This is a genomic window from Frigoribacterium sp. MEB024, assembly GCF_000878135.1.
In the GTDB taxonomy this organism is placed as follows: Bacteria; Actinomycetota; Actinomycetes; order Actinomycetales; family Microbacteriaceae; genus Frigoribacterium.
The window spans coordinates 1-11,849 of the sequence record NZ_JXQZ01000031.1; the positions used below are offsets into that span (position 1 = coordinate 1).

Here is an 11,849-nt window from a genome sequence, read left to right on the forward strand (position 1 = left end):
GCCGGCCGGGGACGAGGAGGCGCGGGCCGGCCCGGACGCGCCCGTCACCACCGCCGCGCCCGCCACCACCGCCGCGCCCGAGACCGCGCCCACGAGCCTCGCGCAGAACACGGCACCGTGCCCGTCACCGCCCGGCGAGCCGAGCCAGACGTCGCCGCCGCGGCGCCGGGCGATGTCCCGGGAGAGCGGCAGTCCGAACCCCAGGCCGTGCACGCGTGCGGGGTCGGGCTCGTCCTCGGCCGCGTGCGGATCACGGTCGAACAGCTGCCCCACGTCGGCGACGCCGTCTCCCGAGTCCATCACCGACAGGTGCAGGTCGGTGCCGTCGTCGAGCACCTCGACCTCGATCCAGGCAGGGGTGACGTGGCCGGCCACGGCGGCCCGCACCGCGTTGTCGACCAGGTTGCCGAGCACGGTCGTCACGTCGCCGGGCTCGACGACCGACCCCGTGACGAGCGTCTCGGGCCCGAGCTTCAGCAGGACGCCCCGCTCGGCCGCCTCGACGCCCTTCGCCCCCAGGAACGCCTGCAGGTACGGCTCGGTCAACCGGTCGGCGTGGGCGACCGGGTAGCGCAACGGCCCGTGGTCGAGCACGTCGGCGAGGTAGGCGCGGGCCTGCTCGGCCCGGCCGAGCTCGAGCATCCCCGAGAGGGCGTGCAACCGGTTGGCGAACTCGTGTCGCTGCGCGCGGAGGGCCGTGGTCATCGCGCCGACGGCGTCGAGCCGGCGGGTCAGGGCCTCGACGGCCGTGCGGTCGCGCACCACCGCGACCCGGCCGAGGTCGACCCCGTCGCGCGACACCGGACGCACGTCGACGAGCAGCACGTGGTGGTCGACCACGAGCGTGGTGTCGGTCGTGGTCGTGTTCGCACCGTCGGGCCGCGCCCGCGAGCCGGGCGGCGCGTCCGCCTCGCTCGAGCCGAGCAGCGCGACGAGCCCCTCGGGCAGGTCGAGCCCGAAGAGCGGCTGCCCCACCACGGCACCCGCGTCGAGCCCCAGCAGCCGGGCGGCCTGGTCGTTGCACACCGTCACCACACCGTCACGCGACACCGCGAGCACGCCCTCGCCGACCCCGCCGAGCACGGCCTGCTGGTTCTGCACCAGGGTCGACAGCTCTTCGGGCTGCAGCCCGAGCGTCGCCCGGTCGAGCCGCCGACGGATCAGCACCGACGCGACGACGCCGAGCACGAGGGCGAGCACGGCCACCCCGACGACCGGCACGGCGTCCTGCACGAGCGTGTCGTACACGCGGGTCGGCGCGTAGCCGACGCTGACCTCGCCGACGACGCCCTCCGCCGAGCCGGACCCCGTCGACGCAGCGCCGACCGAGACGCCCGGAGCGTAGATCGGCACCTTCGCGCGGGCCGAGTCGCCGAGCGTGCCGCGCTCCCAGGCGACGACCTCCTCCCCTCGCAGGGCGGCATCGGGGCTGGTGCTGACGCGCTCGCCGATGCGGGAGGGGTCCGGGTGCGCCAGCCGCACCCCGCGATCGTCGGTCACGACGACGAAGAGCGCCCCGGTGCGCTGCTGGGCCGCGACCGCGGTGCGCTGCAGGGCTCCCTGGGCCAGCGCCTCCTGGTCGATCTCGGTGCCGTCGACGCTCAGTAACGCGACCTGCTCACGGACGTCGGCGTCGCTCGCGACGCTCTGCGCCACGGCGAGCGCCGTCGACTCGGCCTCGCGGGCCAGGCGCTGGACGGCGATCGTCGCGAACACGGCGCTGGTCAGCAGCACGATGGCGGTGACGACGGCGAGCTGCAGCAGCAGCACCTCGGTGGCGAAACGTCGCTTCCGGAGGCGCGGCGCCGTCCCCGGCCCCGGCCCGCGTCGCGCACCCGCCCGACGGCTCGCCGGCGTGCGGCGTCCCCGTGGTGAGCTGTCGTCGGTCACGTCGGCCAGGGTACCGGGCGTGGCCAACGCGCCCCGCGCCTCCTGAGGCCCTGAGCAGAACGCGCAGAACGGCGCCAACGCGCGATAGTCGGCCAATGCGCACAAGCGCGACGCGCAGCGGGAGGCGCGGCTAGCGTGCCCGGACACACGAACCGGACGAAGGAGTCCTGATGCTCGTCATCCTCGGTTATCTGATGATCGCCACCTTCATGGTGCTGATCATGACCAAGCGGCTCTCGCCGATGCTCGCCCTGATCATGGTGCCGACCATCTTCGGCCTGTTCGCGGGGGCCGGCCTCGGCATCGGCGACATGGTGATCGAGGCGATCGGCGACCTCGCTCCGACCGCGGCGCTGCTGATGTTCGCGATCATGTACTTCGGGCTGATGATCGACGTCGGGCTGTTCGACCCGCTCGTACGCTTCATCCTGCGCGTCACCGGCAACGACCCCGCGAAGATCGTGCTCGGCACGGCGCTGCTGGCCGGGGCCGTCTCGCTCGACGGTGACGGGTCGACCACGTTCATCGTGACGACCGCCGCCATGCTGCCCATCTACCTCAAGCTCGGCATGAGCCCGGTCGTGCTGACCTGCGTCGCCGGCCTCGCCAACGGCACCCTCAACATCGTCCCGTGGGGCGGGCCGACCGTGCGGGCCGCCGCGGCGCTCAACGTCGCGCCGTCCGACATCTTCGTGCCCCTCGTGCCGTCGCTGATCACGGGCCTCGTCATCGTGTTCGTGTTCGCCTGGCTGATGGGCCTGCGCGAGCGCCGCCGCCTCGGCACGGTCGAGCTCGGCGGGTCGGTGCTCGCCGCCGCGGCCGAGAAGATGTCCCCCCTGTCGCGCGAGCTGGCCACGGCCGCCCGCGGTGGCGGACCGGGCAAGGCGGGCGTCGGCGTCTCGATGTTCACCAGCCCCACGGTCGCCCTGGGCCTGCGCGGCGGACGCGCCGACGGCAGCCGCGCGGACGCCCCCGGCGAGCGCGCGGTCGACAACCCGGGCGGCAGCGGCGGCAGCGAGAACGGCGCTCCCCTGGCCGGCACGATGGCCGACACGATGCTCGACCCCACCCGCGAGACCCTGCGCCCCAAGCTGATCTGGTTCAACCTCGCCCTCACCGTCGTGGTGATGGTGCTGCTCGTGCTCGACCTCTTCCCCCTGGCCTACGTGTTCATGGTCGGCGTCGCGGTCGCGCTGTTGATCAACTTCCCGAAGGTGAAGCAGCAGTCGGCCGAGATCGTCGCCCACGCGCCGAGCATCGTCGGCGTCGTCTCGATGGTCTTCGCCGCCGGCGTGCTGATCGGCGTGCTCAACGGCACGGGCATGGTCGACGCGATGGCGCAGTGGCTCGTGCAGGTGATCCCGAACGAGATGGGCCCGTACCTCGCCGTCATCACGGGGTTGCTCAGCCTGCCGCTCACCTTCTTCATGAGCAACGACGCGTTCTACTTCGGCATCCTGCCCGTGCTCGCCCAGAGCGCCGCGGCGTTCGGCATCGAGCCGGTCGAGATGGCCCGGGCCTCGGTGATCGGCCAGCCCGTGCACCTGCAGAGCCCGCTCGTTCCGGCGATCCTGCTGCTGGTCAGCCTCGCGAACGTCAACCTCGGCGACCACCACAAGAAGGTGCTCTGGCGGGCGGCCGTCGTCTCGGTCGTCATGCTCGTGGTCGCGATCGTCGTCGGGGTCATCCCCTTCGGCTGAGGCCACCCGGGCGGGGTCAGCCGGGCGGGGTCAGCCTGTCGCGTCGAGGTAGACCGGGCGCGAGGGCTCGTGTGACGCCTCGACGGTGCGGACGGCGCCGAGGTGCTGCAGCACGGCGACCCGCGCCGCCTCGAGGCGGGCGAGCACGCCGCGCTGGCGCTCCGCCAAAGAGGAGGCGCGGGTCGCCAACTCCTGCGGCAACGGCCCCAGCCCCACGGGCGGCGTCCATCGACGGGCCGGAGTGGGCAGGACGGCGGGGTCGCCGTCGCCTGCGGGAAGCGAGGCGTCCGCCTCGGCGACCAGCGCCTCCAGCTCGTCGAGGGCGGCGCGCCAGGCGGCGTGCGTCCGCTCGGTCCTAGGCGACACCGAAGCCTCCGGACAGGCCCGGGACGGTCGAGGCGGCGCCCGCCTGCAGCGAGGCCGCGGCCTCGTGCCAGGCCTGGCGCAGCGGTTCGAGCAGCCCGATGACCTCGCGGGTCTGGGCGACGTCACGGTGCACGTTGGCGTTGACCAGGGCGGTCGACGTGTAGGTGTACAGCGCGAGCAGGCCCTCGCCGCCGTCCCAGACGTCGATCTTGAGCGACGACGACAGCTCGGCGATGATCGCCTGGGCGTGCAGCAACTGCTCGGAGGCGGTGCCCCAGTTCGCGGCGACCTGGGCGGCCTCGGCACGCGACAGGTCGAGCATGAGGCGGTCGTAGAGCATCGTGACGAGCTGCACGGGCGTGGCCGACAGCACGGCGTCGCTCGTGTACTGGGCGCGCTGCTTCTGCACGACGGCGGAGGGGCCGGCCGAGGCCGCGGCGAAGGCGGCGAACGAGGTGGCGTCCATCAGCTGCTGCTCGTCGACAGGGTGGCGAGCTGGCTCGAGATGTACTTCTGCTGCGCGGTCAGGGCGCTGAGCGAGGTCTCGAGGGCCGAGTAGGTCTTCTGCAGGCTCGCGCGGCGAGCGGAGAGACGGTCGTCCCAGTCGCTGACGCGGTTGTTGAGGTCCTTCACGACCGACTGCTGCCCGGTGATGACCTTCGTCAAGGAACCGTCGAACTTGTCCGACACGGCGGTCGACGTCGAAGCGACCCGTGCGGCGATGGCACTCATGGTGGCCTGCACCTTGGCGGGATCGGCGGCGAGCGCGGCGGCGAACTTCGTGGCGTCGACGGCGAACTGGCCGGTCTTCGCGTCGATCGAGATGCCGATGGTGCTCGGCGACTGCCCGTCGACCGGGCTGAGAACGGCGTCGGTCAGTCGCTGCGTGATGCCACGGGTCGTCGAGTTGCCGCCGAAGACGCCGGCGGTGACCGTCGTCGTCCCCGTGGAGCTGGTCGACGTCGTCGCGGCACTCCTGCTGCTGATCAGACTCAAGGCCCCGTTGACACCCGCGATCAGGTCGGTCGCGACCTTCGTCGCGGCCGTCGCGTCGCGGGCGATCGCCAGGTGCACCGGCTCGGTCGTCGTGGCCGAGACGGTGACCGAGACACCGGGGATCACATCGGTGAACGTGTTGCTGCTGCTCGTGACGACCTGCTCGGCCGCCGTTCCCGCCCAGAGGGTGATCGAGGCGTCGCGCGCCTGCGAGATCACGGCGGCGCCGGGCTGGGCGATCAGGTCGGGGGCGGTGCCGGCGGCCACGTCGGCGGCGGTGCCGCGGAAGACGTCGAAACCGCCCTCGGCACCGCTCTTCTGGCTCGACAGCTGCAGGCGGTACTGCACGGCACCCGAGGCGTCCTTGCCCGAGGCGACCTTGACGGCAGAGACGCCGGCGGCGGAGGCGTTGATCGCCGTCACGACGTCGTCGAGGGACGAGGAGGCGGCGGTCACCTCGGTCTTCGTGCCCGCGGCCGAGACGAAGGTCAGGGTGGCGGGCGAGTCGGGCCAGGCGGTCATCGCCGCGGTCACGGCGGTCTTCGACGAGGCGGTCGAGCCGACCACGAGGTCGACCGAGCCGGAGACGGCCCCGGCCGCGGTGGTGGCCGTGACGGCCGTCGAGCTGCTGGTGGGGGTGAAGAGCGAGAGCGAGCCGGCCTTGGCCGTCGAGGTCGCGAGCGTCGCCAGGTCGGCGATCTTGGTGTTCAGACCCTGCAGTGCCGTGACGAGCGTCTGGCCGACGGTGGCCTTGTTCTTCAGGATCGTCTGCGGCACGGCCTCGGACTGCATCAACGTGTTGATCAGCGTCGTGGTGTCGAGCCCGCTGACGAGGCCGTCGATGCCGAGCGAGGCCATCAGGTGCTCCTGTCGAGGTGGGGGGTCCGGGGTCGGACCGTGGGGCAGATCGAAGTGGGGGGAAGTGCTGAGACCGGGTGGCCCGACGGTGCAGGATCAGCTGCACCGTCGAGGCCACCCGGTCTCGAACCGCGGTGAGGTGGTGGGTCAGGCCCGAGCTGGGAGCACGGGACCCTCCTCGGCTACGACTAGCGGAGGAGCGACAGCACGCCCTGGGTGCTCTGGTTCGCCTGGGCCAGCATCGCGGTGCCGGCCTGGCTGAGCACGTTGGAGCGCGTGTACTTGACCATCTCTTCGGCCATGTCCACGTCGCGGATGCGCGACTGAGCCGCCGTGAGGTTCTCCTTCGCGACGTTGGTCGACGCGATGGAGTGCTCGAAGCGGTTCTGGACGGCACCCAGCTCGGAACGAGCCGTGGACACGTTCTTGATCTGGGTGTCGATGGCGTCGATCGCCTTGAGTGCGTCGCCGGCCGAGCCGAGGCCTGCGGCCGTGGCGGCACCCGTCGGGTCGGCAGCCTGGGCCGCGATGCCCTTGACGACGGTGGCGACCGCAGCGATGTCGGTCAGCTTGACGTCGATCTGGTCGTTCGCGGCGGTCGAACCGGCACCGACCTGGAACGTCAGCGACTTGTCGCTGTCGAGCAGGTTGATCCCGTTGAAGTTCGTGGACCCCGAGATGCGGTCCAGTTCCTTGCCGAGCGACGCGACCTCGGTCTGGATGGCCTTGCGAGCGTCCGCGTTGTTCGAGTCGTTGCCCGACTGGACAGCGAGGTCGCGGACACGCTGGAGGATCGAGTGGACCTCCGTCAGGCCGCCTTCCGCGGTCTGGACGACCGAGATGCCGTCCTGGGCGTTGCGTGCGGCGACGGTCAGTCCGCCGACCTGCGAGCGCAGGCCCTCGGAGATCGCGAGGCCGGCCGCGTCGTCAGCGGCACGGTTGATGCGGAGGCCGGACGAGAGCTTCTCGAGGCTCTTCGACAGGTCGTTCTGCGTGGCGTTCAGGTTGCGGTACGTGTTGTTGGCCGCGAGGTTGGTGTTGATCTGCATACCCATGGTGTTCTCCTCCGTGACTGGGTGGTGTTCGTCGGCCCATCCGTGGGCTGACACCGGCTACTGTCGGCCGGTCGACCGTGGCTGTAAGTCAGCCGCAGAAGTTTTTTCGGGCGATCTCAGACCGCCGTGCTGACGACGGCCGCGTCGGGCTCGCGCATGGCGCGGGCGATGCCGACGGCGGCGTTCGTCGCGACGCGCGACAGGTACGCGCTGCGGCGGGCCGGCGCGGTCTTCGAGACCGGCGTGAACTCGGCGTCGGGGTCGTCGGCGTAGTGCGACTCGAGGGCGTCGCGCAGCAGGCGGACCGCCTCGGTGCGCTGCTGCGAGACGGCGCTGTGGGTGATGCCGAGCTCGTCGGCGATCTCGGTGACCGTGCGGTCGCCGAAGTAGACGCCCTCGACGATCAGGCGCATGCGCTCGGGCAGGGCCTCGACGGCGGCGGCGACGTAGCGGCTGCGCTCCGACACGAGCAGGTTCTCCTCGGGCAGCGGCAGGTCGGCGGCGAGGTGGTCGGCGACGGTGTCGTCGAGGGCCGAGACCGTGCGGGCCGCGTCGGTCAGGGCACCGGCCGCCGTCTGGCGGTCGACGCCGAGGGCACCGGCGATCTCGTCGACGCTCGGGGCGCGTCCCAGGGTCGCGGTGAGCGCCTCCTGGACGGCGAGGGTCTCCTTGATGCGCTTGCGGGTGCCACGGCTGGCCCAGTCGCCCGAGCGCATGTCGTCGGCGAACGCGCCGACGATGCGGGTGCGGGCGTAGGCGCCGAACGGGATGCCGAGCGTGGGGTCGAAGGCGTCGGCGGCCTGGACGAGGGCGACGGCACCGACCGAGGCGAGGTCGTCACGCGACAGGTGGGTGGCGCGGGCGCACACCTCCGAGACGAGGTAACCGACCAACGGCAGGTTCTCCACCACCATGGCGTTGCGTTCGGTGCGGTTCATCGCGACTCCCAGTGCGAAGGGGACCTGTGTGGTCCGGTGACGGTGACTCCGGGCGCGACGAACGGCCCTCTGATCAGGGCACGTCGACAGGGTTCGCCGAGGAGGCGCGGCGCACCGGACGAGACGTCGTCCGGACCGCGGATGGTGCTGCGCGACCGACCCGTCGGGGGTCCGTCGCTGCTCTGCAACGCTACCGAGCAAGAGGGGGGCGGCGGCAGTCCGGAACTGCCCCCAGTGCGGGGGAACGGTCGTCATCCCTTCGGGGGACACACCCCGTGCCCCCACCCCCGGACTGGGTCGGAACGGCCCTTCCTTCGAGTGGTGCTTTAAGGCTAGGAGCACGGTTCGGGGCCGCTGACTAACGCGCTCCGCGCCTCCGCCGATAGTCACCGGTGCAGAGGACGCCGGGCACTCCTCGCCGACGACCGACGAACCCGACACCCCGATGCGACCGACCGAGGAGGCCCCCATGGGCGCTAACGAACTCTCCGCGCTGCTCTGGCGAGAGCGCGAGCTGCTCGAGCTGCTGACCTTCAAGCTCGAGGAGGAGCAACTGCTGCTCACCGCGGGCCGCAGCCGCTGGATCGACCACGCCACGCGTGAGGTCGAGCAGGTGCTCGGTCGCCTCCGCTCGGCGGGGCTCGAGCGCAGCGTCGAGGTGTCGGCCGTCGCCCGCGAGTGGGGCACCGACGAGGAGGCCCCGCTGCGCGAGATCATCGCCGCGGCCCCGGCCGGCCCGTGGGGCGAGATCTTCACCGCCCACCTGCGTGCCATGACCGAGCTGACCGGCCGCATCGCCCAGCTGCGCGACGAGAACGAACGCTTCCTCCGGGCCGCCGCCCGCGCCACGCAGGAGACGTTGGCCACCGCGTCGACCGGCCCCGCGACCGCGACGTACGACGCGACCGGCCAGACCGGTCACGCGAACTCGGCCAGCGCCTCCGGCGGTCACCTGTTCGACGGGCGGCTCTGACGTGGTGAGCACGTTCGGCAGCCTGGCCACGGCCTACCGCGGGCTGACCGCGGCCCGGACCGGGCTCGACGTGGTCGGCCAGAACATCGCCAACGTCAACACCGAGGGCTACACGCGCCAACGGGTCACCCAGTCCTCGATCGAGGCCGCGGCCCGCGTGGGCCTGTTCTCGAGCGGCGCCCAGCCGGGACAGGGCGTGTCGGTCGACGGCATCGCCCGCATCGGCGACCGGTTCGCCGACGCGCAGGTGCGCGGCGCCGCCGGGGCCGCCGGCTACCAGGGCGTGCGCGCCTCGGTCACCGCCGCCCTCGAGTCCTCCCTGAACGAGCCGAGCACCACCGGCATCGCCTCGCAGCTGACGAAGTTCTGGTCGGCCTGGCAGGACGTCTCGAACGACCCGTCCGCCGCCGCCCCCGCCGCCGTGCTGCTCGGCCAGGCGAACACGATCGCCCAGACCCTCTCGACCGGCTACAAGGCCGTCGACGACCAGTGGACCTCGCAGCGTCAGCAGCTCGACGGTCTCGCCTCCCAGCTCAACTCGGCCGCGACCCAGGTCGCCGACCTCAACGTGCGCATCCGCACCGCGACCCAGCAGGGCGTCAGCACCAACGAACTGGTGGACGCGCGCTCGGCGCTGACCGAGAAGATCGCGTCGCTCGCCGGAGGCACGGTGCGCGACAACGCGGACGGCACGGTCGACGTCCTGGTCGGCGGCAACGCCCTGGTGTCGGGCGACTCGGCCCGGCAGGTGAAGGTGACCGGCGACTACACCCTGGCCACCGCCTCCTCGGGGGTCTCGCTCGAATGGACCCACCGCGCCGGCGACCCCATCTCGCTCGACGGCGGCAGCATCGCCGGCTCGTTGTCGGTGCTGGCCCCGGCCGCTCCCGGCGGCACCGGCGGCGTGCTCGCCGAGGCCGCCGCGAGCTACGACGCCCTCGCGACCCAGCTCGCCGCCCAGGTCAACGCGGTGCACTCCACCGGGACGACGGCCGACGGCACCACGGGTCACGCCTTCTTCGGGTTCACCGCCGGGGTGTCCGCCGCCCGCGGCCTCACCGTGCTGCCGACCGGCGCCTCGACCATCGCCTCGGGCAACGGCACGGGCGGGGCCCTCGACGGCTCGGTCGCCCGGGCCGTCGGCCAGATCGGCCTGTCGGTCGGTTCGCCCGACCGCACCTGGGGCTCGATCGTCAGCACGATCGGGGCGACGGCCCGCACCGAGGCCGACCGTTCGACCCTCACCGACCTCGCGGCGACGTCCGCCAAGGGTCGCCAGCTCTCGACCGCCGGGGTCAGCCTCGACGAGGAGAACGTCAACCTGCTCACCTATCAGCACGCCTACCAGGGCGCGGCCCGGGTCATGACCGCGATCGACGAGATGCTCGACACGTTGATCAACGGCATGGGACGGGTCGGGAGGTAACCGATGATCACCCGCACCACGAACCAGATGGCGATGGTCACCGCGCAGCGCAACCTGCAGACCAGCTCGTACCGGGTCGACCAGGCCCAGCAGCGCGCGTCGACCCTCGACAAGATCTCGAAGCCGTCGGACGACCCGGCCGGCACGGCGGATGCGCTGCGGGTCAAGGCCGAGCAGGCGGCGAACGTGCAGTTCTCCCGCAACGTCGGCGACGGCAACGGGTGGCTCTCGCTGGCCGACTCGGCCCTGTCGTCCACCGACGACGTGCTCAAGAAGGTGCGCGACCTCACCGTGCAGGGCGCCAACACCGGCGCGTTGTCACAACCCGCACTCGACGCCATCGCGACCGAGATCGACGGCCTCAAGGCCGACCTGCTCGCCGTGGCGAACACCTCGTACAACGGTCGCAGCGTCTTCGCCGGCACGTCGGACGCGGGCGTCGCCTTCCGCCCCGACTTCAGCTACACCGGCACCCCGGGCTCGTCGGTCACCCGCCAGATCGGTGTCGAGACCAGCGTGCGCGTCGACGCCGACGGGGCCACCGCCTTCGGCACCGGCGCCGACTCGGTCTTTAGCATGCTCGACCGCATCAGCAGCGACCTGCGGGCCGGCGTCAACGTCGGGACGCGGCTCACCGAGGTCGACGCCCGGCTGACGGCCGTCCGCGGCGTACAGTCCGACATCGGAGCACGACAGTCCCAGATCCTGAGAGCCGAGGACACCCTCTTGGACACCAAGACCACGCTGGAGGCGCAGCGCGCCGGCATCATGGACCTCGATCTCGGCGAGGCCGTGCTCGATCTGCAGATGCAGAACACGTCGTACCAGGCGGCCCTCGCGGTCACCGCCAAGGTGCTGCAGCCCACGCTGATGGACTTCCTCCGATGAGCGCGAACGCCGCCCGCGAGGTCGCGGGCTCCGTCGTGACGTTCGTCGCGCCTCCGTTCGGTCTCGAGCCGTTGACCGACTTCTCGCTCGAGCGCATCGACGGTGCCCCCGGACTCTTCGCCCTGCGGGCGAGCGGGTCCGAGGTCCGGCTGTTCGTGCTCGACGCGTCGGTGCACCTGCCCGACTACTCGCCCGTCGTGTCGGACGACCAGTCCGCCACCCTCGACCTGCAGGACGCCGCCGAAGCCCTGCTGCTCGTCGTCGCGACGCCCGCGTCGACCGGCATGACGGTCAACCTGCTCGCGCCGATCGTGGTCAACGTGCGCACCGGCGCGGGTGCCCAGTTGATCCTCGAGGGCCAGGACTGGCCGCTGCGCGCCGAGCTGAACCCGCGCGCGTAGCCCTGCCCCGCGGCCGCGCACCGGCCCGGCTCGCGGCGGGGCCCCCGTTCGCGCTCGGCTGGACACCGGCTGCGAAGGCGGTCACGGTGTGGTGACGACCGGTGCGGACGTCACGGTCGTCGGCTTGCCTGGACCCCAGGAGGCGCGATCATGATCACGACACCCCGCACCACACGGCACCGGCTCGCCGTCGGCACGATGGCGGCCGTCACCGCCGTCCTGCTCGTCGGCTGCACCGCCGGGGCCGACGCCCCGGGCTCGGGCGGTCAGGCCGCCACCCGCCCGGCGTCCGAGACCCCGACCGACCCGACGGCCGCCCCGGGGCCCGGCCCGGTCGCGCCGACCACCCTGTCGGTCG

11 protein-coding genes and 1 pseudogene are annotated in these 11,849 nt (G+C 72.3%); 6 read left to right on the forward strand and 6 right to left on the reverse strand.

Annotated features, from left to right (window positions below; translation table 11 throughout):
- Window positions 1-1,890 (reverse strand): sensor histidine kinase (locus SZ60_RS06840; RefSeq protein WP_156155521.1); only part of this gene is annotated, 1,890 nt, incomplete at its 3' end.
- 170 nt (window positions 1,891-2,060) lie between these two features.
- On the opposite strand from SZ60_RS06840, the gene SZ60_RS06845 reads away from it, so the two are divergent.
- Entirely contained in the window at window positions 2,061-3,590 is a 1,530-nt protein-coding gene (locus SZ60_RS06845) for a CitMHS family transporter (protein ID WP_043594806.1), read from the forward strand.
- A 30-nt stretch (window positions 3,591-3,620) separates the two neighbouring features.
- Here SZ60_RS06845 and SZ60_RS06850 read toward each other — a convergent pair whose 3' ends face one another.
- From SZ60_RS06850 to SZ60_RS06870, 5 genes are all read right to left on the reverse strand, one after another.
- Window positions 3,621-3,956: a hypothetical protein gene (locus SZ60_RS06850; protein ID WP_043594807.1), complete on the reverse strand. Its 336-nt coding sequence runs from the start codon at window positions 3,954-3,956 to the stop codon at window positions 3,621-3,623.
- A complete protein-coding gene (fliS, locus tag SZ60_RS06855) occupies window positions 3,946-4,422 on the reverse strand; it encodes a flagellar export chaperone FliS (protein ID WP_082059937.1) in 477 nt (158 codons plus the stop codon). The genes SZ60_RS06850 and fliS overlap by 11 nt, the downstream gene beginning before the upstream one ends.
- Window positions 4,422-5,810, reverse strand: coding sequence for a flagellar filament capping protein FliD (fliD, locus tag SZ60_RS06860; RefSeq protein WP_043594808.1), 1,389 nt, complete (start codon window positions 5,808-5,810; stop codon window positions 4,422-4,424). The genes fliS and fliD overlap by 1 nt, the downstream gene beginning before the upstream one ends.
- 188 nt (window positions 5,811-5,998) lie before the next feature.
- Entirely contained in the window at window positions 5,999-6,865 is an 867-nt protein-coding gene (locus SZ60_RS06865) for a flagellin (RefSeq protein ID WP_043594809.1), read from the reverse strand.
- A gap of 116 nt (window positions 6,866-6,981) precedes the next feature.
- Window positions 6,982-7,803, reverse strand: a complete 822-nt coding sequence (locus tag SZ60_RS06870; RefSeq protein WP_143048661.1) for a sigma-70 family RNA polymerase sigma factor — start codon at window positions 7,801-7,803, stop codon at window positions 6,982-6,984.
- Window positions 7,804-8,272: 469 nt separating this feature from the next.
- On the opposite strand from SZ60_RS06870, the gene SZ60_RS06875 reads away from it, so the two are divergent.
- The 5 genes and pseudogenes from SZ60_RS06875 to SZ60_RS06895 form a co-directional block, all read left to right on the forward strand.
- The gene (locus tag SZ60_RS06875) at window positions 8,273-8,776 is read left to right on the forward strand and encodes a flagellar protein FlgN (protein ID WP_043594815.1); all 504 of its coding nucleotides are present in this window, start codon (window positions 8,273-8,275) and stop codon (window positions 8,774-8,776) included.
- 1 nt (window position 8,777) lies between these two features.
- A complete protein-coding gene (flgK, locus tag SZ60_RS06880) occupies window positions 8,778-10,202 on the forward strand; it encodes a flagellar hook-associated protein FlgK (RefSeq protein WP_369700697.1) in 1,425 nt (474 codons plus the stop codon).
- Between the two features lie 3 nt (window positions 10,203-10,205).
- On the forward strand, window positions 10,206-11,090 hold the full coding sequence (gene flgL, locus SZ60_RS06885; RefSeq protein WP_043594810.1) for a flagellar hook-associated protein FlgL: 885 nt from the start codon (window positions 10,206-10,208) through the stop codon (window positions 11,088-11,090).
- On the forward strand, window positions 11,087-11,491 hold the full coding sequence (locus tag SZ60_RS06890; protein WP_043594811.1) for a flagellar assembly protein FliW: 405 nt from the start codon (window positions 11,087-11,089) through the stop codon (window positions 11,489-11,491). Before flgL ends, SZ60_RS06890 begins: the two co-directional genes overlap by 4 nt.
- Before the next feature lie 150 nt (window positions 11,492-11,641).
- Window positions 11,642-11,849 (forward strand): annotated as a pseudogene (locus tag SZ60_RS06895) (hypothetical protein); the annotation flags it as partial.

Coding starts and splice junctions, on each gene's coding strand:
- fliS (WP_082059937.1), bottom strand. CDS start 4,422: ATGGACGCCACCTCGTTCGCCGCCTTCGCCGCGGCCTCGGCCGGCCCC.
- SZ60_RS06890 (WP_043594811.1), top strand. CDS start 11,087: ATGAGCGCGAACGCCGCCCGCGAGGTCGCGGGCTCCGTCGTGACGTTC.
- SZ60_RS06845 (WP_043594806.1), top strand. CDS start 2,061: ATGCTCGTCATCCTCGGTTATCTGATGATCGCCACCTTCATGGTGCTG.
- SZ60_RS06870 (WP_143048661.1), bottom strand. CDS start 7,803: ATGAACCGCACCGAACGCAACGCCATGGTGGTGGAGAACCTGCCGTTG.
- flgL (WP_043594810.1), top strand. CDS start 10,206: ATGATCACCCGCACCACGAACCAGATGGCGATGGTCACCGCGCAGCGC.
- SZ60_RS06875 (WP_043594815.1), top strand. CDS start 8,273: ATGGGCGCTAACGAACTCTCCGCGCTGCTCTGGCGAGAGCGCGAGCTG.
- SZ60_RS06865 (WP_043594809.1), bottom strand. CDS start 6,865: ATGGGTATGCAGATCAACACCAACCTCGCGGCCAACAACACGTACCGC.
- fliD (WP_043594808.1), bottom strand. CDS start 5,810: ATGGCCTCGCTCGGCATCGACGGCCTCGTCAGCGGGCTCGACACCACG.